Raw genomic sequence first — 21,419 nt, forward strand, 5'->3', positions numbered from 1 at the left:
CCGCTACCGCTCGACTCATGAGCGCCACCGCCGTCATCCTCGCCGCGGGTCTTGGCACCCGCATGAAATCCGCCCTGCCCAAAGCGATGCACCCCATCGCGGGCCGCCCGATGCTCGCCCATCTGCTCGCCTCCGTCACCGCCGTTTTCGACAAGGTCGTGGTCGTGACAGGGCCAGAGATGGAAGCCGTGGCGCGCGCCGCGGCGCCGCATGAGGTGGTGATCCAGTCGGACCGCCTCGGCACCGCCCATGCGGCACTCCACGCCGCGGCCCAGTTCGGGACCGGCGAGGTCGCCATTCTCTATGCCGACAACCCGCTCATCACGCCGGAGACGCTGCGTCGCCTGAAGGAATCGCGGTCAGACAGCGGCGCCGGCCTGGCGCTGCTCGCCATGCGTCCGCCCGATCCTGGCCGCTATGGCCGCGTCATTCAGGACTCCAACGGTGATGTCACCGCGATCGTCGAATGGGCGGAGGCGAGCGAAACCGAACGCGCTGTTTCCCTCTGCAATGCCGGGGTGTTCTGTGCCCCCGGCCCCGATCTCGCGCGCTGGCTGGCAGGCGTCAGCAACGCCAATGCAAAAGGCGAATACTACCTCACCGATGTCGTCGCCCTAGCAGTCGCCGAAGGCCGCCGCGTCGTCGCCGTCGAAGCCGATTACGGAGAACTGCGTGGCGTGAACTCCCGCGCCGAACTCGCCCAGGCGGAAGCCGCCGTGCAGTCCCGCCTGCGCCAGGCCGCCATGGCGGGCGGCGCGACACTCACCGCCCCCGACACCGTCTTCCTCTCCGCCGACACAGTGTTGGAGCCCGACGTCACAATCGGCCCCCACGTTGTTTTCGGTCCGGGCGTGACCGTGCGCTCCGGCGCCGAAATCCGCGCCTTCAGCCACCTCGAAGGATGCTTGGTCGCCGAGGGTGCCATCATCGGCCCTTATGCCCGGCTCCGCCCCGGCGCCGAGGTCGGCGAGCGGGCTCATGTCGGCAATTTCGTCGAACTCAAGGCCACGAAACTCGGGGCCGGCGCCAAGGCCAACCACCTCGCCTATCTCGGGGATGCCGAGATCGGAGCCGGTTCCAATATCGGTGCCGGCACCATCACCTGCAATTACGACGGCTTCGCCAAGCATCGCACGGTCATCGGCGCCCGCAGTTTCGTCGGCTCCAACAGCACCATCGTCGCTCCGGTGACGCTCGGTCCCGGCAGCTTCATCGCCGCCGGCAGCACCATCACCCGCGACGTTCCAGCCGATGGCCTCGCCTTCGGCCGCGCCCGTCAGTCGGTCAATGAAGGCGGCGCCACCGCCATTCGCGCGACCTGGATCAGGCCCGCCCCACCCGAGAAGGAGACGCGCTGATGTGCGGCATCGTTGGCATTCTCGGCGCGCGCCCCGCCGCGCCGCTCATCCTCGAAGCCCTCGGCCGTCTCGAATATCGCGGCTATGACAGCGCCGGCATCGCGACCCTGGATGGCGAGGCAATCGACCGCCGCCGCGCCGAGGGCAAGCTGGGCAACCTCGCCGCCGTCCTCGATCGCCGGCCGCTCAACGGCACCACGGGCATCGGCCATACCCGCTGGGCCACCCACGGCGCGCCGACCGAGGGCAATGCCCATCCGCACGGCACCGCTCGGGTCTCCGTCGTCCACAACGGCATCATCGAGAACCACGCCGCTCTCCGCTCCGAGTTGGAAGCCGAGGGCCAGGAATTCACCACCGAGACCGACACGGAATCAGTCGCCCAGCTCCTCGACTTCTACCTCGCGCGTGGCATGACGCCCGAGGAAGCCGCCGCCGCCGCCTTGCCCCGCCTGGAAGGTGCCTATGCCCTGGCGCTCATCTTCGCGGGCCATCCCGATCTGCTCATCGGCGCCCGTCACGGCGCCCCGCTCGCGGTAGGGCTGGGCGATGACGAGATGTTCCTAGGTTCGGACGCCCTGGCGCTCGCCCCGCTGACTCGTCGCATCGTCTATCTTGAGGACGGCGACTGGGCCGCCATCAGCCGCGCCGAGGCTCGCTTCTTCGACCGCGCCAACCGCCCTGTGACGCGGGACGCCCGCCAAACCCGGCTCTCCGGCGCCGCCATCGGCAAGGGGGGCTATCGCCATTTCATGGAGAAGGAGTTGCACGAGCACCCAGTGGTGATCGGCAATGTCCTCAACCGCATGATCGACCCCGCGACCCGCCGTGTCGCTCTGCCCGATCCCGGTATCGACCTCGCCTCCGTCTCCCGCGTCACGCTCAGTGCCTGCGGATCCGCTTTCTACGCCGGCCTGGTCGGCCGCGTCTGGCTGGAGAGCCTCGCCCGCCTTCCCACCGACGGCGATGTTGCCAGCGAGTTCCGCTACCGCGCGCCACCCTTGGCCGCCGGTGGCATGGGACTGCTGGTCAGCCAATCGGGCGAGACCGCCGATACCCTGGCGGCGCTGCGCTACATGCAGGACGAGGGGCAGCACGTCCTTTCCATCGTCAACGTCCCCGAAAGCAGCATGGCGCGCGAAAGCGATGCCGTGCTGGAGACGCTCGCCGGTCCCGAGATCGGCGTCGCCAGCACCAAGGCCTTCACGGCGCAGCTAACCGTCCTGGCCGTCCTGGCTCTGGCCACCGCCCGTGCGCGCGGCACGATGGACGCGGCGCGGGAAGCCGCCCTGGTTGCGGCATTGCTCGAAATCCCCGGCCGCGCCGCCGAGGTGCTGGAAGGCGAAACCGCCGCCGCCATCGCCCGAGTCGCCGAGCGCATGGCCGAGGCTCGCGACGTTCTCTATCTCGGCCGCGGCGCCTGCTTCCCGATCGCCCTCGAAGGCGCGCTGAAACTCAAGGAGATCAGCTATATCCACGCCGAGGGCTATGCCGCCGGCGAGATGAAGCACGGCCCCATCGCGCTGATCGACCGCCATGTCCCGGTGGTCGCCATCGCCCCGTCCGGTCCGCTTTTCGAGAAAACCGCCTCCAACGTGCAGGAGGCAGCGGCGCGCGGCGGCCAGGTCATCGTCTTCAGCGATGTGGCCGGGGCGGAGAAACTGAAGGGCATCGCCGCCGAGACAGTGGTGCTGCCGGACTGCGATCCAGTCTGGGCACCGATCCTTTATGCCGTGCCGGTGCAGATGCTGGCCTATCAGGTCGCCGTATTGAAGGGCACCGATGTCGACCAGCCGCGCAACCTCGCAAAGTCCGTAACGGTCGAGTAGGACTGCCCCGCCGGTGGTTGCAGCCCACGGATCGCACTGCTAAAGCAGCGCCGCACCCGCGCGAGACCCGGCGGCGTCGCATCGGCCGGAGCGTAGCGCAGCCTGGTAGCGCATCAGTCTGGGGGACTGGGGGTCGTGGGTTCGAATCCCGCCGCTCCGACCAAAAAATCAAAGCCTTACAGGCTGTCCAGTTCGCATAGTTCTTGGACGGTTTGCAGAACTGGAAGTGCAACCCGGCAACCTGGGAAGGCTTCTAGTCGGCCTTGAAAAAAGTTCGGAGCATCGCGTATCGCCCGAGATGCTCGTCGGGAGCCCTTGCGACCGCGCTCCATACTCCGTCTCAAGCTGACCTCATCACAGCCAACCATCCGGTGACCTGACACTGGGTGGGAAGTCGTTCCGTTCGCTTCTGGAACCGGGGCGCGAACGTCCGTGGCGCTCAGTGCGGTTCGCGCACATTGACGACAGCCTCCGCCACCACGCTGTTATAGGCCGGCGAGCCCGGCACCAGCGTGCCGAGCCGGTTCATCAACTCGAAATTCAGCCTCGCGGTCTCTTCGGAGTTATGGTCAGCATCCTCGTAGAACATGACCGCTGGGATTAGCTCGGCCATCGGTCTCTTCCGCATGACTTGAGCCTAATCAATGACACGCTTTCCGGAACAATAAAATGAGCCATTCGAAGGTCTGTTGTTGCAAACTCATGATGTCTGAGGCTGAATGTCATTGTGCTGATCCGATAGCTCTTCCCGGCTTGCCGATACAGCATAGACCGTCAGCGCGCGGCTCGGTGATTGCTGGTCCGTAATCGGAAGAAGGATCTGGCCAGCAATGAGCTCCGTCATGTCGTTCGGCGCGGCGCTGCTGCGTTGCAAGCCCGTGGGTGCGTTGGCCGACGAGGCGGATGCAGGACGCGGCGGTCATCTGGCGCGCTCGATGGGGCTGTTTCAGCTGGTGATGCTGGGCGTCGGCGCCACTGTCGGCACTGGTATCTTCGTCGCCTTGACGGCCGCGGTGCCGGAATCAGGGCCCGGCGTGATGATCTCTTTCGTCATCGCGGGCGTCACCGCCGCGTTGACCGCGCTGTGCTACGCCGAGCTTGCCTCGACCATTCCCGTGTCCGGCTCTTCGTATTCTTATGCTTATGCCACGCTCGGGGAATTTTTCGCCTTCATTGTCGGCGCCTGCCTGCTGCTTGAATACGCCGTGTCGGCCTCGGCGATCGCCGTGGGGTGGGGCCAATATCTGAATGAATTGCTGCGCGACGTGACGGGCCTGCAGATGCCCGCGTCGATCAGCCAGCCGCCCGGGGCAGGTGGTGTGTTCAATGTGCCGGCCGTCGTGCTGGTCGCGATCTGTACACTGCTGCTGCTGCGAGGAGCGCGTGAGTCCGCCACGGTGAACGCCGTTCTGGTGCTGGTGAAACTCGGCGTGCTTTTGCTGTTCGTCGTGATCGCGCTGACGGCATTCAAGCCCCACAATCTGACGCCATTCACGCCGCATGGCTGGGTCGGCGTGGGCACCGCCGCCTCGACAATTTTCTTTTCCTATATCGGCATCGACGCCGTATCGACCGCCGGTGACGAGGTGAAGGATCCTGGCCGCACCTTGCCGCTGGGCATCATCATATCGCTGGTCCTGGTGACCTGCATTTACTTCGCTGTCGCCTTCGCGGCGGTGGGCGCGCAGCCCTGGACCGAGTTCGCCGGACAGAACGCCGGCTTGGCAGTGATTTTGCGCAACGTCACCGGAGCGGCTTGGCCGTCGCTGCTATTCTCGGTGGGGGCGATCATCTCGATCTTCAGCGTGATGTTGGTGACCATGTATGGACAGACGCGTATTCTCTTCACCATGAGCCGTGACGGGCTGCTCCCGAAGCTTTTCCAAACCCTCGATCCGAAGACACGGTCGCCAACAAACAACACGCTGATCGTCGCGGGTTTCGTCGCGGCGCTTGCCGCGGTGGTACCGCTGGGTGTGCTCGTCAACCTGACGAGCATGGGCACGCTGGTGGCTTTCGGTGTTGTTTCGCTGGGTGTCATGATCTTGCGGCGCACCCGGCCCGACCTCAAGCGGGGATTCCGGGTGCCGCTTTATCCGCTCGTGCCGGTGGCGAGCGTGGGCTTCTGCCTCTATCTCGTGACCGAGCTGCCGAGGCAGACGCATCTGTTGTTCGTGCTCTGGGTGGTTGCGGCGCTGCTGTTGTATTTCGGTTATTCGTTCCGCAATTCAGAAATGTCGGCAAAGTAGCTCCGGAAAGCATTTGGCATGACCAGCCGTGCGATTTCGTCGTTCCTTCGCGATGAATGGTTTCTCGCGGTCAGCGCCGCAACCTGTCTAGCGTTTTACCTGTTCAGGGGCTCGATTTTCGCTGGACTGTCGAGCCCGCCCTATCTCGCGCTTGTTTTCATATGGCTCTTCGCCGTCATGGTCGGCACGGCGCTGTCTGTCGTCCGACAGGCCGACCACCTTGCGGCTCGGCTCGGCGAACCATATGGCACGCTGATCCTGACCCTCTCGATGACGTTCATCGAAGTCACCAGCATCACGGCCGTGATGATGCATGGGGAGAACAACCCGACCCTTGCCCGTGATACGATGTTCGCCACCGTGATGATAATCCTCAATGGGTTGGTGGGCCTGTCGCTCCTGATCGGCGGCTGGCGGCATCGCGAACAGCAATACAATCTTCGGGGCGCCAATGCCTATCTCGGTGTAATCGTTCCATTGGTCGTGCTCAGCCTGATACTGCCGAATTTCACGCAGTCAACGCTGGGGCCGACGCTTTCCTTCCCGCAACGGATGTTTTTGGTGCTGGTTTCGGTTGGGCTCTACTGCACGTTCCTTGCGATGCAGATGGGCCAGCTGCGAGGCAATTTCGCGTCCGTCACCATGATCCCCGAGCCGTCGCGCGATGAGGCTGGCTCTCGGTCCAGCCTCCTACCGAGGGTCGTGTTGCTGGTTGTCTATCTTGTGCCGGTCGTATTCTTGAGCGAGAAACTGGCGCACCCGATCGATTACATTATCGAGACACTGGACGCTCCCACAGTGCTGGGCGGCGTGATCGTGGCTGTCTTGGGATGCACGCCCGAGGCTCTCGGCGCCGTGCGCAGCGCGCTCGCCAATGACGTGCAACGTTCCATCAATATTCTGCTCGGGGCAGTCCTATCGACCATCGGCATGACGATCCCCGCGATGTTACTCGTCAGCCATCTAGCAGGCCGGGACATGCTTCTCGGTCTGGGGCACACGGACACCGTGATGCTGTTGCTGACGCTCTTCGTGAGCGCGCTCACCTTTGCCAGCGGGCACAGCAACATCATCCAAGGCGCCGTGCATCTGATCATGTTCGCCGCATATCTGCTCCTCCTCGTTCAGAACTGAGGCAGGCGCCGCCCGCCCTTTCCTCGTCGGTGTTTGGGACCTGGCGATTTCCCAGCCAAAGACATTCGGGCACCTGGTGCTTCTCGGGCGGCCGCTCCCGCCCAGGCATGTCCTGGCGGCATTGTGCACTGCACAAAAATCGCTTGCGGTCGGTCGCTGGTGCTGACAGTCTCGTTTCGGCACCGCGCCAGTCGCGTGGCGACGGCCCGTTTTCCGGGCACTCTCGGCGCTTCGAAGGCGCTGATTAAATTCTTAGGGCTTCAGATGGCAACCGGACCGGCCGGAAGCGACCGGCCTTTGACTGACACTGAGTCAGGTGGAGCGAGCATGGACGGCTACTACGTAGAGGTTTGGCAATCCGACGGCGAGCAAGCCGAGGAGCACAGCACATTGCAGACCTTCGAGGGTGCGATGGACTGGATCATGTCGAGGAAGTTCGACGACGCGGGTCTCAAGGGGCGCATCACGACGCGCGATCCGATCACTCTTGAACAGCAGAACGTGATCCAACGCTTCGGGGTGCAGATCGAAGCACACTGAAGTCTTGAGAATGCTTAGATACGCGCCGCACAGACATGGCGCGTATCGTCTGCTTCTAAGAAGCTTCAGGCGATCCTCGGCTGGACTCCTTATTGGTCCCGCCCCAGCCGAGCCCGTGCTCCTCTCGGCCAACGTTGACAAGCACGGAAACCAGGCAGCCAATACCCGGCGAACGCGTGGAGCGGTTCGATCTGTGACGCGCCTCGGCTAGATCCGGAAAATGCTGCACCTGGGAGTACAGGAAATGGATATCGCAGAACTAACTGCGGAACAGTTCACGAGCCGCGAGGGGCCTCCCTTCGACACCGATCACCTCGATCGGCTGATGGATGAGGCCGGCCTTGACGTGCTGGTCATAAACAGCAAGCACAACGTTCAGTATCTGCTTGGCGGCTATCGCTTTTTCTTCTTCGATGCGATGGATGCCATCGGGGTGAGCCGGTATCTTCCCGTCATCGTCTACGCCAAGGGGAGGGCGCAGGATTCCGGCTATATCGGCAATACCATGGAGTCCTATGAGCGGGATCTGGGCAAGTTCTGGATGCCCTCCGTTCAGACCAAAAGCTGGACCAGCCAGACCTCTGCGGAACTCGCCGTCGATCACATCCGGAAACTGGGTCTTGAGACCAGGCGGATCGGCGTGGAGATGGCGTTCTTGCCCGCCGATGCCTTCCTAGTCCTTCAGAATGGACTGCCTGGCGCGAAGTTCGCGGATGCTCTGTTGCCGCTCGAACGCCTCCGTGCGGTCAAGAGCCCGAGGGAGCTGAAGCTCCTGCGGGAAGCCTCGGAGAAGGTCGTGGACTCGATGATGGCGGTGATCTCCACCCATGGGCCAGGCAGCTCGAAACGGCAGATGGTCGAAGCCCTCAAGCGTGAGGAAGTCGCCCGCGGAATGACCTTCGAATACTGTCTGATTACTGCCGGCCAGAGCCATAACCGCGCGCCCTCCGATCAGATCTGGCAGCAGGGCGAAGTCATGTCGATCGATTCAGGCGGGAACTACAAGGGCTATATTGGCGATGTCTGTCGCATGGGCATTCTCGGCGAACCCGATTCGGAACTGATCGATCTGCTCGGTGAGATTGATGCCATCCAAATGGCGGCTCGCCAGCCCATCAAGGCGAAGGCTCGCGGCGGGGATGTGTTTTCGCCCGCCCTCGCGATTCTCGATCGCTCGCTGCACAAAGCCTACACCCACTTCACTGCCCACGGCATGGGCATCATCAGCCACGAAGCCCCTCGGCTTACTAGCAACGGCTTCGTGCCCTATCCCGGGTACGACGAGGACCGCCCGCTTCAGACCGGTATGGTGATTTCGATTGAGACCACGATGCTGCATCCCACCCGGGGCTATATCAAGCTCGAGGACACCGTCGCCGTCACCGAGACCGGGTGGACTGGCTTCGGCGACGGGGGCCGAGGCTGGAATCGCGGCGGGGCGGCGAAGTAACACTTAGGATGGCGGGGAAGCCTCCGCCGGCTTTGGTCAGGCGTTCTCGTTTTTCGGAGCTCCTCCGAATGCCTCCGCGTTCGCTGCTTCGTCAGAGACGACGATCCGGTCCCGACCACTCTCTTTCGCAGCGTAGAGTGCTCGGTCCGCCCGCTCGATCAAGGTTTTGACGTCGGCTGAAGGCGTCGACGGGAGAGCCGCGACGCCGATGCTGACAGTGACGATGCCGCTCGCTGAGTTTTCATGCGGAATGGCAGAGCCGCGCACGGCTGCCCGGATCGCATTCGCGACGACAAGTGCGCCCTGCTCATCCGTATCCGGCAGAAGAACCGCGAATTCCTCCCCGCCGTAGCGCGCCGCCAGGTCAGTGGGCCTCTGCAGCGTTGCACGGAGCGTTGCCGCGATCCGTCGAAGACAACCGTCGCCCGCGTCGTGTCCATAGTGATCGTTGAAGGCCTTGAACGAGTCTACATCGATCATGAGCAAGGCGAGGCCACCATTCATGCGGTTCGCGCGAACGACCTCGCTGCCGATGGAGCGGTCGAACTGACGTCGGTTCGAAATGCCAGTCAAGCCATCGACCAGGGCCAACTGCTGCAACGAATTCGCCATCCCATTGAAGGTTGTCGCGAAGATATGCATCTCCTTCATTGGGATCTTATCGAGATCGACGCGCGCATCCAGCTCCCCGCGTGACAGGCGAGAGGCGGTAGCAGCCAGATGCCGCATCGGCTGCAGAACCCGCAACTCCGCCAGCCAGCCAACGACCGAGATAGCGATCCCGAATGCCAGTAGGGCAACGGCGAGAATGATGGCTATCTCGTGCCTGGCGTCCTGGACCGCGCTTTCTCCCGCCAAGCCGGTGGTATGAAAGGCGAGTGAGTAGCGGGAAGCCGACTCCAGCACGAGCAGACAGAACAACGGCAGCATCGCGATGCCCACAAGCACCATAAGCTTGCCGCGAAGATTCAACATGCGCAGGGTTCCAAAAAGCCATCACCGAATCCCTCACCTTAACCCAGGTCGGCGCGACCAGCGAACCACGTTTCACTTCAAAAGACGCGTTCCAAATAAAAATTTGGACCAACTGTGAATTCATTGGCGAAGTTATTGAAAGCACGGACTGCCCAGTGATGTCATTCGAGCAAAATCTCTAGCCGACTGGGAATCGCTAGCCACCAATCATCAAAAAATCGGAAGATCTGGTGATCGAGAAGCGTTCGTATAGCGCAACATCCGCGGATATGACTGCAAGCAAGCGGACTCGCCTTCCCCGGTATCGAAGCGAGAAAACTATAGGCAAATCTTAGTTAGCGTGGGAAGGTTGCCGGCAAGAGACCAAAAATACATCACTGCACCGGTCATTAAATAAATGGGGAGCCTCGTCTTGACGGCACTTACCGTAACGAATTTGAACGACTCCGGCACTGGCTCTCTGCGCGCCGCCATTGTGGCTGCAAACGCTGCCCCGATCGGAACTCAGTCAACGATCGATTTTGCCGTCAGCGGAACCGTTGCGTTGCAGAGCGATCTTCCTCCGATCGCGCGCAGTGTCGTCATCGACGCGACCACCGCACCGGGCCATCAAACGGGTGGAGCGCCCAGCGTCGAACTCAATTGCAACGGCAATGCGGGTCTTGTTTTCGCGCCGGGTTCGGACAATTCGCAGCTTCTCGGTGTCGCCTTGGGCGATGCTTCGGGCAATGGCGTCACTTTAGATTCCAGCGCCATCACACTCGCGGGAAATTATATTGGTCTGAACCTCCAGGGAACGGCTTTCGGCAACGGCGGAGACGGTATCCACGTCTCCGCCACTTCAGCCAACGATATAATCGGTTCGAATCCAACCGCCGCCTCTGGCGTAATTTCCAATGTCGTCTCCGGAAATGCCGGAAACGGAATAGTTCTCGATGGTTCCTTCGGCAATACCTTGGTCAATAACTACATCGGAACGGACCCCACCGGCACCAAAGCAATCGCGAATGGCGGCAACGGCGTTTGGGTGACGGGCGCATCCCACGGCAACACAATCGGCGGAACAGCCTTTACCGATACCGCAACCGGCGCGGTCAATAACCCGACCGGCGACAAGGGATCCGTCCCCGCGGTTTTCGTCGTGCCGCCACTTGGGAATCTCGTGTCTGGCAATGGCGCGAACGGCATCCTTATCGACAACAATTCTCAGAACAATGTACTAAACGGAAATTTTGTCGGCACCACCGCCGACGGTGATTCAGCGCTCGGGAATGCGTTGGACGGCGTCGCCATCAACGGGGCCAACAACAATTCTCTGATTGGCTGCCAGTTCGTCAACAACCCGTTCGTCTACTACAATGTCCTAAGCGCGAACGGTGGGAACGGTCTTCACGTCACTAACTCGGACAACGTCACAGTTCAGGCCAATTTCTTCGGAATTGGCGCCAATAATACCACGGTAATCGGAAATGCGCTGAACGGCATCCTTGTTGATGGTAGTTCTAAAAACACCCAGGTCGGCGGCGTCATTCCCTTGGGGAATGTCTCGGCCGGCAATGGGCAGAACGGCATAGAGGTCGCGGGAACCGCCAGCGGCTTCACGACCTTCAACACCTTCGGTGGCTTGCTGGCGTTCAAAGGCGCCGCGCCGAACGGCAATGATGGGCTCCTCATCACCTCGACCGGCGGCGGCCAGTTGAGCCGAACAAATGTTTTCTCCGGCAATGCCAATAACGGCATCGAAATCGGTGGGAACGCTTCTGGTGTCACGGTTGATCCGGATATCGTGGGCCTCACGACGGATGGAACCGGGCTGCTTCCCAATAGAGGGAACGGCGTCGTGCTCGATGGCACGGCTCACGACAACATCATCGGTGGTGATCTGGGTTCCGTCATCCCGGAAAATCTTTTCTCCGGCAATGACGGCTATGGCCTCGCGATTCTGAACCAGGCCCATGACAATCAGGTCCTCAATACCTGGGTTGGGGTCGATGCTCTCGGCACTGTGCCGGATGGCACGTCGCCGCAATCCTTTGGCAATCAGCTGGGCGGCATCCTGGTCGGCGATACGGCAATGGGCAATATCATCGGCGGCACCGCGCCCGGAGGCGAGCCCGTTGCTGATGTGGTGAGCGGTAACGTCGGCAACGGCATCACCCTGGCGAGTAGCACAAGCTCAACCGAGATAACTAACGACATCATCGGATTCGGTTCCGACGGCATAAAGCCCGTCCCGAACACCGGCGATTCCATTGCTACGAACGCGAGCACGAACAACACCATCTCCAACAATCTGGTGTTCGCCGGAAACACCTTGGAACCCTTCGTCTTCAGCGGCGGAGGCGGCCTTGAATCCTTCGCCAACGCCTCCTTTGGCGACCAATCGGTCTTCTACGCCGGCTCGGGTCCGCTTCCCGACCCAGCCACATCTGGCAATGGCACCCTCGTCATCAACGGAAGCGGTTCCGATATCACGGTGCCGGGTGGGTATTCGGCCATCTATGATGAGGTCGGCAACGATACCATCACCGGCAGCGGCAATCTGAGCATCTATTTGCAGGGCGATCTTTCGATCGGCACCGACTTCAGCACGGGCTCAGGGGCGGACACCATCTTCGCGGGCGGTGCCGATACGATCACGGGCGGCTTGGGCAACAGCAGCGTTATCACAAACGGAAACAACTCCGTTGTCGGAGGATCCGGCTCCATCACGGTCGACGATACGTCGGGGAACAATCTTTCCTTCGTGGGCGGCAGTGGTGCCGCTTCGGTTATCGGTGGCGCCGGGAATTCCACGCTCTTCGGAAGCACAGGATCCAGCGCGACATTCCTCGCGGGCGGATCCGGCAACAGCACACTAATGGGCGGTTCGGGAACAGGCGCATCGACGATCGGCGGCGGCAACAACGTCACGGCCTTCGCATCCGGCAACGGACCGGCGACGCTCACCGCGGGAACCGGCAGTTCCCTGCTGAACGGAACGACTGGCACGGGAAACGAGCTCGTCAGCACAAACCCGCTCGGCAACAGCGGCTCCGCCCTTATCGGGCTGAACGCGGCGGCCGACACCGTCGTTGGGGGCAGCGGCAACTCGACAATCGTGGGCGGCGCCGGGCCAGACACCTACGCATTCCTGTCGGGTCATGCGGGAGGCACAGCGACGATCCTCGGCTTGGCGGATGGCGACATAATCGCCTTCGGTGGCTATGAAAATGCCGCGGGTGGGACGGCCAACCCCATTCAGACGGAAACGGTTGTCGATGGCAGCGATCAGATCAAACTGACGGATGGAACAACGATCAACCTGACGGGGGTCAACCACACTCTCTTCACCTAGCTCCGATCTCGGTAGCACCGGGCAATCATCTCTCAACGACTGCTACCCAAATCGAGAAATCGCCGATGATTCTGTTTCCACCACTCATCTCCCTGATCATCCTGCTTATCATCTTCGGCGGCGCGCTGGTCGGCATGCTGATCGCGCGTCGCCTGCCTGAACAGCATCTCAGCAGCGAAACAAAAGCTGTTATCACTACCTCCATGGCGGTCGTGGGAACCATGTCGGCTTTGGTCATCAGTCTATTGATCTCGAGCGCCAATACGTCGTTTTCGGCACGCAACGCGGAAGTCGCACAGTTGTCGACCGATATCATCAGAATGAACAGTTTGCTCGTCCGCTATGGACCCGCAGCCGATCCCGCCCGTCAGGCTCTGCAACAATATGCCGCGATGACCTACCACGACCTTTTCGCACGAAGAGAGGGTAGGAAGACGACAGTTGAAAACGCTTCAACGGACAAAGTGTTGGAGCAAATTCAGGATCGTATTCTGAATCTCAAGTCCGGCGACAGCCGCCAGCAATGGCTGGCCTCGCAAGCGCTCCAACTCGCCGCCGATGTCAGCGCTGCGCGATGGTTACTGGTGCAGGAGGAGGTGAGTTCCTTTCCATTGCCATTCCTCGGCGCGGTCATCCTTTGGCTAACCGTCCTATTCGCGAGCTACGGTCTGTTCGCACCCAGAAATGTCACAGCGCTCGTCGCCATATTTCTCTGCGCATTCGCGGTCGCGGCGGCGGTCAAGCTGATCCTTGATATGGACACACCTTTCGCGGGTGGCATCCGGCTGTCGGCTCCCCCGATCCGAATATCAAGTGACCCGATACGCCACGCAATCGAACTTCTAGGCAAGTGAGTGTCATGAATAAAAGCCGCAAGCTGATCTCTTTTGAAAACCGGCATTTCGCCGTCACGGCACTCGGAACCTTGTCGCTTATCACGATCGTCGTCTTGGCGGCCGCTCGGCCGCTTCCGGCTTTCGCCGACGCCGCAAGCGCCGATGCCTGTGCCACGACACTCTCGCCACCATCGCAGATGATCTACCAGGCGACGGCGCCCGATATTCACAAAGGGGTCAACATAAAGGACGTGGTGACCTCCCACACGCGTCAGCTGGTCATGGATGGCAAGCTCGAATTATCCATAGCGCGGCCCTCCGCAATGGCTGCGGCCACTTGCCTGAAGAAATTGCGGGAATAGTTGATGCAGCGGTAGGGCGGCTCGCACATTCTCAGCGCTGCGCTTAGAATCTTTTCCAGATCCGCACGAACTCCGCCAAATCCTGGGCGTTTACATCGGATACCAGCCAATAAGTGGCCCCGTCCTGATTCCAATGCAGGAAATTATAGCCGTCGCGGCTCCCGGATGACGAGATGGGTGTGACGGCATTCGTGTCGGGCCAGGTGAACAGGTTGATGATATGCTTGCCATGCTTGTAGATCAGCGCTGCCGCTAGGCGCCCGTCGAGATATTCAAGCCGCCCGCCGACCAAAGGGAAGCCTTTCGACGTCAGGTCCTTTACGGGTGGCGCGAACGGCAGTCGGCCGTCGAACCAGGGCTTGACCGTGTGCTGGTCAGTCGAAACCACATCCATGAGATGCCCTGGCTGAAGTGCCCGGATATGGGCTGAAACCACAGCATCCTGTAGGGCCACTCCTCCGCTGGGAAGCAGGAGGAACAGCCCTAACGAAGCGGCGACCGCGAAGCCTGCACCGAAGGAGGCGCTGGATGCGAAAGGCAGCCGGACCTGCCAACGCGATCGCCTAGCGCGACGCGCGCTCGGCACTGGGGCGGGGGCGGCGGCCCTGATGGCGCCATCGATAGCGTCGCGCAATGCCTGGGACGCCGTGTAGCGGGGCGCCTCCTCCCGCAATCGGCGGGACAGTGCGAGTAGCTGAGCTTGCGTCTCCGCGCAGGCCGGGCAGCGCTCCAGATGGGCGCCCACGCGCGCGGCATCGGCCACCGGCAGTTCGCCATCGACATCGGCTTGGATGAGCAGTTGCATCTCGTCGCAGGTGCTATCGCTCAAACCACTTCTCCTTCAACCTGCGTGCCGAGGATCGCCTGGCGTGCCCGCCAAAGCCGCGACATGACGGTGCCGACCGGTAGGCCAATGACCTGAGCGATCTCCTTGTAGGAAAGTTCCTCCAACTCCCGGAGAACCAGACATTCACGCAACTCCACTGGCAAGGCGGAAAGGGCACGTTCGAGACTGTCGAGCCGTTCGCGATGAGCCAGCGCCTCCTCAGGATCGTCCGACGGATCCGGAATATTCAGAACAACATCGTCGTCGGCGAAGGACGACGCCCCGGCATGCCGCGTTTCGACGGTCTGCTTTCGGGCCGCAAGAGTGCTGTAAGCAGCATTGCGGACGATTTGCATGAGCCAGGCGCGCGCATCGCCGCCGCGAAACGACGGAAAGTAATTCAAAGCGCGAAGCACGGCTTCCTGCACCACGTCCTCGGCGAGGCTCGCATCCCGCACGAGCCATCGCGCAAGATTGTTTGCGGAATCGAGGTGCGGCAATACGACTTGCTCAAATGTCGTGCTGTCCGCAGGGCTCTTTAACCGATCGGTAGCCGGTCGCAGAGGCCACTTCATCGAACAGCTCTCGTCACCTCTATGACTCCGTTGCCGCGGAGCCGGGAAAGTCATTACAACCCCGTGGCGCCCCGAAGCCAAGGGCATGTCGAGCACTATACCGAAATATGCCCGACCTGCCCCAAACATAGACTTAGCCGTCGCCGGTGTCGAGCGGGTGGCATTGCGCAGCTACCGGCCAGCCCGCCCTATTTGCAAACAAAAGCAGATCAACCTCCCATTGTATATCGGTGGCCTTCGGTTGACGTTTGCTGGGTATAGAAGGCGGTTTGAGCGGCGGCATCGCCTGCACCGGCGGTTGCGGCCGAGCCTTCGCCGGGCAAAGAAAGTTCGGATACCTGCGGCGGTCCGGACACCGCGCATCCGGCGAGTGCAACGCATACCGCAATAGCGGACAATAGTTTTCGCATGACAGATCCAATTCTGTGTAAGGAAACTAATTCGGCAAAGCGCGGCGGTGACGCGAGGATCGCCGCCGGCTTCGAGATCGGAAGAACCAGAAGGTTGTATGTATTGACCGATCTAGATATTAGGCGAGATAATCCGGTCTCTGACTTGGCATAACAACGCTGTTGCTACCTTGAGTGCTATTACCGGCAAGGTAAGTGGGGTGCTGATTCGGCAAGACAGTCTCGTTCCGCGCCTCTTTGTACGAATTGTGGCTCGAGACCGGCTGACCAGCCATCGCGACCCCCGTCATGCCGAGCGTCACCGCCGCGATAGCCGCCATCAGAATGCTTTTCATTTTGTCGTTCCTTGTATGTGTTGGTATCTAAGAGACCACAACGTGGCTCGATTTATTCCGTCTATTCGAATTATTCTGCGTTTTATATAGCCGTGAGCGTAAAGAAATGCGTCCGTCAAAAGATGTGCTTGGAAAACCTACCGCACGACGACTGTGCCCAACATGTATGGATGCACTGAACAGTAATAGTGATACGTGCCAGCCTTGGTGAATACATGAGCGAAGCTATCGCCGGTATCGAGCGCCGGTGACGAGATCGTCGGCGCCGCGGTCGCTTCCACCACGGTATGTGGCATGTCGTCCTGGTTGGTCCAGATCACGCGGGTTCCAGCATCGACAACGAGTTGCGCAGGCGAGAACTTGAAATTGTCGATCGTCACCCGCGCATCCGCCGCGAAGGCGGTTCGGGCAGTCAGCAGCAGCGCGCAGGTGAGGATCGCGGCGTATTTAATTCTGGTCATAAGAATTTTCCTTGAGTCGGATGTCAGGCAGCGAGCGTCGTGTCGATGATGGCGAGCGGTGTCGCGGTCCGGACTCGCGTGACTTTCGTAATCCCAAGCATGGCGCGCAGATGGCCCGGCGGGACGTTTTTCATCGGCCCTGGCGACGCGGCGGTTCCGGGCGCCGGCTGCGGGAAAGCCGTCGAGCGCGCGGTATGGAAGGCGCAATTGCCTTCGACTTTCTGCATGATCTGATGGATATGTCCGTTAAGCACGGTGACCGAGCCGAAGCGGCGCAGCAGTGTGAGAGCCTGCCCTGCATCGGCGGTTCCCCAGCCCCATGCCTCGCTCACAGTCCAGAGTGGAACATGGGCGAAAACAACGATCGGCTGACTTGCCGAACGGCCCTCCAAATCCTTGGCGAGCCAATCGAGCTGATCGGCACCAAGATTGCCCATCCCGCCGGCCTTGAAATTCTGCACATTGTTGAGTGCAATGAAATGGACGCCGGCTTGATCGAAAGAATACCAGCCGCGTGGAGCCTTTGGTGCGAAGCGCGCGAAGAAAGCCTTGCCGTCGTCGAATAGCACGTCGTGCTCCCCCGGCACGTAATGAGTGTCGAGCCTCGCGCCACGGATGATCTGGTCGGCTGTGTCGAACTGCTTTGCCTTCGACAAATGGCTGACATCGCCCGTGTGAATCATTAGGCCAGCATTGCTCTTCTGAGCATTCACCAATGCGATGGCCGCCTGCAGCGTGCCGGGCGTATCGGTATTCGGCGGATGGTTGAAGCCGATATGGCTATCGCTGATCTGTAGGAAACTGAAAGTGGCGTCAGATTCGGTAGCTGCCTCTGCGGCTCCGATCAGTCGGGAATGCGGCACGCCGCCGGTGACCGTCCATAATACCCCGGCACCGGCCCAAACCATGCATTCCAGCGCCTCACGGCGAGACTTCCCGCCATTTCGGCTAGTCTCTGAAGCGTCAAAAACCTCGTTCATCGTCACGTCTCCTCATGTGTCTGAGGTAGAGACCGAGGGGAGACGCGCTTTATTCTCCGTCGCTTGATTTTTTTTCCGGTGAGGCAGTTTTTCCGATTTTGACGCAACCCTTGCAATCAACCGGGTGCTGGCCACCTCCGAAACAACCAACTCAGCTAAAAGGAGCGAGAAGGCGATGAAGTCTTATCTATGCAGACGGGGCATGCTCCCCGTTTTGAGTCTTGCCATCGTTCTCGGTGCGGCCTCTGGCGCTATGGCACAGACAGCGACCTCCTCCTCGGCGAGCGAGGCTCAAGGGGCAACCTCTGGCCTTGGCACATCCCATCGCTTCGCGACGGCTGCCGCCGCTTCAGCGCATTGCCCCGGTGATACGATCGTGTGGTCTTCCGGTTCGGAGCTAACCTACAGCCTCTCGGCGGGATCGTCGGGTGGCGCGCATGGCTTTTATGCCTGCAAGGCCGAAGCTGACAGCGCCGGGTTCCATGCCGCGCCCTGATTTGGGGTTAGCCTTGCGCTAAGCCGGATCGCTTTCCGGGGTGAAGGCGTTGAAGCCGATGATCGTATAGGTATCGGCGACGCCTTCGACTTTCTGTAGCACTGTCGTCACGAACAGCCCCGGATCCTGCCCTTCGGCCAGACGGAACTTGGCGAGCAAGTCATATTGCCCGGATGTCGAAAAGATCTCCGCCACCGGCTCCACAGTGTCGAGAATGCGCGCCGCTACCTCATAGGATGTGCCGAGGTGGCACTTGATCTGCACGAAGATCGTCCGCGCCTTGATCGCCGTCATCTGTCCTCCGATCGCCTCACCGAGGTCTCCCGGGCTTCCCGCCCTGCTAGGCGATGCCCATCTCTCTATGGACCGGCGAGGGGTATCTTGTCGCGGTCCGGGGGATCGTCATGCGGAATGTCGCCTATCTCGCCCTTCTCGGCTTGGCCGCCTGTGCCACGGGTCAAGCACCGCCGCGCACCGTGCCGCAGGTCGATCTCCAGCGTTATGCCGGGCTTTGGCATGAGGTCGCGCGCTACCCCAACAGGTTCGAGGATGGCGGCAAGCTGCGCTGCGTCGATGTCACCGCGACCTATATCCAGCGGCCGGATGGCAAGATCACCGTGCGGAACGCCTGCCGGGATCTCGGCAAAGGCAAGACCCGCATGTCGGAGGGTTGGGCGAAGGTCGCGGACCCTTCCGGCGCCAAGCTTCGCGTGACCTTCTTCTGGCCCTTCTTCGGCGATTATTGGGTGATCGGCCTCGATCCCGACTACCGCTGGGCCGTGGTGGGCACGCCTGATCGCCGCTACCTCTGGGTGCTATCCCGCACGCCGACCCTGCCGCAGGACATTTTCGTCCGTGCCACCGCGACGGCGGCCGGCCAAGGCTTCGACCTTGGCCCGCTGGTCAGGACCCCGCCCCAACTCTGAGCTTAGCTGACCCACCTTCCGCCTTGCGCATGTTCACGTTATGTTCGCATTCGGCTAGGAACATCGCATGTGAATACCCTCTCGACGACGCATTCGCTGGCGGAGCTGCGTCAGACCATCGCGCGGTTGGAGCGGCAGAACGCGCAGGCCGCCGACCGCCGGAATCTGCCCTTTGGCCTGGAGGAAATCGACAACCACCTGCCCGGAGGCGGCCTCGCCCTCGGCTGTCTGCACGAGGTCGCCGATACCGGGCCCGGACAGGAGCATGCGAGTGCCGCCGCCCTGATGGTGGCCGGCATCCTCGCGCGCATCTCCGGCACCGTGATCTGGGCCGCCGACCGGCGAGACCTCTTCGCTCCGGCGCTTGCCGGCGTCGGGCTCGGCCATGGCCGCATCCTGCATGTCGCGGCTGGGAACCGTGTGCTGCTCGCGATGGAGGAGGGGCTGCGTCATCCCGGCCTTGCCGGCGTGGTGGGGGAGGTGGGGCGGCTCGATCTGACAGCCTCGCGCCGGCTGCAACTCGCGGCGGAAGGTTCGGGGGTCGTCGCCTTCGCTTTGCGCCGTAGCCGGAAGTCAGCGGATCCGGCTTTGGCGGCGCCGCTCGCCGCGGTCAGCCGCTGGCGCATCGGCAGCCTGCCATCGGCGCCGCCAGTGCCTTACGCGCCGAAGGTGCAGGGGCTCGGCCCGATGCGCTGGCGGATCGACCTTGTCCGATGCCGCGGCGCTGAGCCCGCATCCTGGATCGTGGAGGCTTGTGATGCGAAGGGTCGCCTGCGTCTGGCTACCAACCTGGCCGACCGATCGCTGGCGCCGCCAGTTGGGAAGCGACGCGCCGGATAGATCCGTCCCGCTCATCACGCGCATGCATGACGGCCGGCGCATGGTCATCGCCTCCGCCGATGCGGCGGCGCAGGCGATGGGGCTGCGCGCCGGCATGCCGCTCGCCCAGGCACAAGCCATGCGCCCCGGCCTCACCGTGATCGATGCCGATACGGCCGCCGATGCGGCGGCGTTGCGTGACCTCGCCATCTGGTGCCAGCGCTATGCGCCGCTCACCGCCGCCGATCCGCCGGACGGCATCCGCATCGACAGCACAGGCGCCGATCACCTCCATGGCGGCGAGGCGGCGATGCTGGCCGATCTGCTGCAGCGTCTTGCCCGCAACGGCCTGGCCGCCCGCGCGGCTCTGGCCGATACGCCCGCCGCTTCCTGGGCCATGGCGCGCCACGGCCCAACGCCCGCGACGATCGTGCCGCCGGGCGGCACGGTGCCGGCCCTGGCACCGCTGCCGGTTACGGCACTTCGCCTGACCACCGATGTCTCTGCCGCGCTCGACCGCGTGGGGCTTGAGACGATAGGTCAACTCGCCGCCACACCGCGCGGCCCGCTTGTCCGCCGGTTCGGCGAGGGACTCATGCGCCGTCTGGATCATGCCCTCGGCCATAGTTTCGAGCCGCTGGAGCCGGTGCCGCCGACCTCCCTCATTCGCCAGCGCCTGACCTTTGCCGAGCCATTGCTGACGGGCGAAGCCTTCACCAACATCATCGCCCGCCTCACCCGCGCCGTCGCCGCCGGCCTGGAGCGGCGGGGAGAGGGCGCGCGGCGCCTGGATCTTGTCTTCGAGCGGGTGGATGGCCGTATGCAGCTCATCACCATCGGCACCGCCCGGCCCGTGCGCGATCCGCCGTATCTCGCCAAACTCCTCTGCGAATGGCTGGAAACGGTAGATCCCGGTTTGGGTGTCGAGGCGATGACCCTCTGGGTGCCGCTCGCCGAACCGCTGGCCGGGGAGCAGCTTCGTGTTCTGCCTAGCGAAACGCAGGCGACCGACCTCGGCCCTTTAGTAGATCGCCTTTCCAACCGCTTTGGCGCCGCGCGGGTCTATCGCATGGCCCCGGTGGAAAGCGATGTGCCGGAACGCTCGGCGGAACGTCGCGCGCCGCTCGATCCGGCGCCCGGCCTCGCCTGGCCTTCGACCTTGCCACGCCCCGTGCGCCTGATCTCTCCGCCGCAGCGGGTGGAGGCGCTGGCGATTTTGCCGGATCAGGCGCCTGCCTTCTTCGTCTGGCGCCGCCACCGCCACCGCATCCACCGCGCCGACGGACCCGAGCGTATCTTCGGCGAATGGTGGCGCCGCGATGCCGAAATGCGCGCGGTCCGCGATTACTGGGCTGTCGAGGATCTCGACGGCCGCCGCTTCTGGCTCTACCGGCGAGGCGACGGCATCGAACGTATCACCGGCGATTTATCCTGGTTCCTGCACGGGCTGTTTTGATCGGGGAGGGAGATTCCAATTTTATGCAATCTACTCTCCGGCGCTTTAGGCTTCTGACGTGTCCC

At 62.2% G+C, this 21,419-nt stretch carries 21 protein-coding genes and 1 tRNA gene; 14 read left to right on the forward strand and 8 right to left on the reverse strand.

All coding sequences use genetic code 11. The annotated features are described in order from the left end of the window. Nucleotides 1–17 precede the first annotated feature (17 nt). From glmU to GSQ92_RS05690, 3 genes are all read left to right on the forward strand, one after another. Entirely contained in the window at nucleotides 18–1,358 is a 1,341-nt protein-coding gene (glmU, locus tag GSQ92_RS05680; RefSeq protein WP_158805495.1) for a bifunctional UDP-N-acetylglucosamine diphosphorylase/glucosamine-1-phosphate N-acetyltransferase GlmU, read from the forward strand. Continuing rightward, complete coding sequence (gene glmS / locus GSQ92_RS05685; protein ID WP_158805496.1) at nucleotides 1,358–3,187, forward strand: glutamine--fructose-6-phosphate transaminase (isomerizing); 1,830 nt, start codon at nucleotides 1,358–1,360, stop codon at nucleotides 3,185–3,187. Before glmU ends, glmS begins: the two co-directional genes overlap by 1 nt. Nucleotides 3,188–3,273: 86 nt before the next feature. After that, nucleotides 3,274–3,350, forward strand: a tRNA-Pro gene (locus tag GSQ92_RS05690). Between the two features lie 276 nt (nucleotides 3,351–3,626). Here GSQ92_RS05690 and GSQ92_RS05695 read toward each other — a convergent pair. Then, nucleotides 3,627–3,800, reverse strand: a complete 174-nt coding sequence (locus GSQ92_RS05695; protein ID WP_158805497.1) for a hypothetical protein — start codon at nucleotides 3,798–3,800, stop codon at nucleotides 3,627–3,629. Nucleotides 3,801–4,017: 217 nt separating this feature from the next. Here GSQ92_RS05695 and GSQ92_RS05700 point away from each other — a divergent pair, with 217 nt between their 5' ends. The 4 genes from GSQ92_RS05700 to GSQ92_RS05715 all read left to right on the forward strand — a co-directional run bounded on the left by GSQ92_RS05700 (nucleotide 4,018) and on the right by GSQ92_RS05715 (nucleotide 8,560). Continuing rightward, nucleotides 4,018–5,436, forward strand: a complete 1,419-nt coding sequence (locus GSQ92_RS05700) for an APC family permease (protein ID WP_158805498.1) — start codon at nucleotides 4,018–4,020, stop codon at nucleotides 5,434–5,436. 18 nt (nucleotides 5,437–5,454) lie between these two features. Beyond that, nucleotides 5,455–6,570 (forward strand): calcium:proton antiporter, encoded by a 1,116-nt coding sequence (locus GSQ92_RS05705; protein ID WP_158805499.1) that lies wholly within the window; start codon nucleotides 5,455–5,457, stop codon nucleotides 6,568–6,570. Between the two features lie 327 nt (nucleotides 6,571–6,897). Then, nucleotides 6,898–7,110 carry a hypothetical protein gene (locus GSQ92_RS05710; protein ID WP_158805500.1) on the forward strand — a complete coding sequence of 71 codons (213 nt, stop codon included), beginning with the start codon at nucleotides 6,898–6,900 and terminating at the stop codon, nucleotides 7,108–7,110. 244 nt (nucleotides 7,111–7,354) lie between these two features. Then, a complete protein-coding gene (locus GSQ92_RS05715; RefSeq protein WP_158805501.1) occupies nucleotides 7,355–8,560 on the forward strand; it encodes a Xaa-Pro peptidase family protein in 1,206 nt (401 codons plus the stop codon). Between the two features lie 36 nt (nucleotides 8,561–8,596). Here the strand turns inward: GSQ92_RS05715 and GSQ92_RS05720 are convergent, their stop codons facing one another. Continuing rightward, nucleotides 8,597–9,535: a GGDEF domain-containing protein gene (locus GSQ92_RS05720; protein WP_158805502.1), complete on the reverse strand. Its 939-nt coding sequence runs from the start codon at nucleotides 9,533–9,535 to the stop codon at nucleotides 8,597–8,599. A gap of 412 nt (nucleotides 9,536–9,947) precedes the next feature. On the opposite strand from GSQ92_RS05720, the gene GSQ92_RS05725 reads away from it, so the two are divergent. The 3 genes from GSQ92_RS05725 to GSQ92_RS05735 all read left to right on the forward strand — a co-directional run bounded on the left by GSQ92_RS05725 (nucleotide 9,948) and on the right by GSQ92_RS05735 (nucleotide 14,070). After that, nucleotides 9,948–12,872 carry an S-layer family protein gene (locus tag GSQ92_RS05725; protein WP_158805503.1) on the forward strand — a complete coding sequence of 975 codons (2,925 nt, stop codon included), beginning with the start codon at nucleotides 9,948–9,950 and terminating at the stop codon, nucleotides 12,870–12,872. Nucleotides 12,873–13,006: 134 nt separating this feature from the next. Then, nucleotides 13,007–13,726 (forward strand): DUF4239 domain-containing protein, encoded by a 720-nt coding sequence (locus GSQ92_RS05730; protein WP_158805504.1) that lies wholly within the window; start codon nucleotides 13,007–13,009, stop codon nucleotides 13,724–13,726. Between the two features lie 5 nt (nucleotides 13,727–13,731). After that, a complete protein-coding gene (locus GSQ92_RS05735; protein ID WP_158805505.1) occupies nucleotides 13,732–14,070 on the forward strand; it encodes a hypothetical protein in 339 nt (112 codons plus the stop codon). A 43-nt stretch (nucleotides 14,071–14,113) separates the two neighbouring features. Here the strand turns inward: GSQ92_RS05735 and GSQ92_RS05740 are convergent, their stop codons facing one another. The 5 genes from GSQ92_RS05740 to GSQ92_RS05760 form a co-directional block, all read right to left on the reverse strand. Further along, a complete protein-coding gene (locus GSQ92_RS05740; protein WP_158805506.1) occupies nucleotides 14,114–14,899 on the reverse strand; it encodes an anti-sigma factor in 786 nt (261 codons plus the stop codon). Beyond that, the gene (locus GSQ92_RS05745) at nucleotides 14,896–15,471 is read right to left on the reverse strand and encodes a sigma-70 family RNA polymerase sigma factor (RefSeq protein WP_158805507.1); all 576 of its coding nucleotides are present in this window, start codon (nucleotides 15,469–15,471) and stop codon (nucleotides 14,896–14,898) included. The genes GSQ92_RS05740 and GSQ92_RS05745 overlap by 4 nt, the downstream gene beginning before the upstream one ends. 529 nt (nucleotides 15,472–16,000) lie before the next feature. Continuing rightward, nucleotides 16,001–16,216 carry a hypothetical protein gene (locus GSQ92_RS05750; RefSeq protein WP_158805508.1) on the reverse strand — a complete coding sequence of 72 codons (216 nt, stop codon included), beginning with the start codon at nucleotides 16,214–16,216 and terminating at the stop codon, nucleotides 16,001–16,003. Nucleotides 16,217–16,353: 137 nt separating this feature from the next. Beyond that, a complete protein-coding gene (locus GSQ92_RS05755; RefSeq protein WP_159013115.1) occupies nucleotides 16,354–16,677 on the reverse strand; it encodes a cupredoxin family copper-binding protein in 324 nt (107 codons plus the stop codon). Nucleotides 16,678–16,700: 23 nt separating this feature from the next. Continuing rightward, entirely contained in the window at nucleotides 16,701–17,657 is a 957-nt protein-coding gene (locus GSQ92_RS05760; protein WP_158805510.1) for a metallophosphoesterase, read from the reverse strand. Between the two features lie 175 nt (nucleotides 17,658–17,832). On the opposite strand from GSQ92_RS05760, the gene GSQ92_RS05765 reads away from it, so the two are divergent. Then, a complete protein-coding gene (locus tag GSQ92_RS05765) occupies nucleotides 17,833–18,153 on the forward strand; it encodes a hypothetical protein (RefSeq protein ID WP_159013116.1) in 321 nt (106 codons plus the stop codon). Between the two features lie 18 nt (nucleotides 18,154–18,171). Here the strand turns inward: GSQ92_RS05765 and GSQ92_RS05770 are convergent, their stop codons facing one another. Next, nucleotides 18,172–18,447 carry an Lrp/AsnC ligand binding domain-containing protein gene (locus GSQ92_RS05770; RefSeq protein WP_158805512.1) on the reverse strand — a complete coding sequence of 92 codons (276 nt, stop codon included), beginning with the start codon at nucleotides 18,445–18,447 and terminating at the stop codon, nucleotides 18,172–18,174. A gap of 53 nt (nucleotides 18,448–18,500) precedes the next feature. Here GSQ92_RS05770 and GSQ92_RS05775 point away from each other — a divergent pair, with 53 nt between their 5' ends. The 3 genes from GSQ92_RS05775 to GSQ92_RS05785 all read left to right on the forward strand — a co-directional run bounded on the left by GSQ92_RS05775 (nucleotide 18,501) and on the right by GSQ92_RS05785 (nucleotide 21,354). After that, nucleotides 18,501–19,079, forward strand: coding sequence for a lipocalin family protein (locus GSQ92_RS05775; protein ID WP_216850558.1), 579 nt, complete (start codon nucleotides 18,501–18,503; stop codon nucleotides 19,077–19,079). Between the two features lie 69 nt (nucleotides 19,080–19,148). Continuing rightward, nucleotides 19,149–19,919, forward strand: coding sequence for an ImuA family protein (locus tag GSQ92_RS05780; protein WP_158805513.1), 771 nt, complete (start codon nucleotides 19,149–19,151; stop codon nucleotides 19,917–19,919). Beyond that, nucleotides 19,837–21,354 carry a DNA polymerase Y family protein gene (locus tag GSQ92_RS05785; RefSeq protein WP_159013117.1) on the forward strand — a complete coding sequence of 506 codons (1,518 nt, stop codon included), beginning with the start codon at nucleotides 19,837–19,839 and terminating at the stop codon, nucleotides 21,352–21,354. The genes GSQ92_RS05780 and GSQ92_RS05785 overlap by 83 nt, the downstream gene beginning before the upstream one ends. The last annotated feature ends 65 nt before the right edge of the window (nucleotides 21,355–21,419 follow it).

It is taken from the genome of Acidisoma sp. S159, from assembly GCF_009766125.1.
Classification (GTDB): domain Bacteria; phylum Pseudomonadota; class Alphaproteobacteria; order Acetobacterales; family Acetobacteraceae; genus Acidisoma.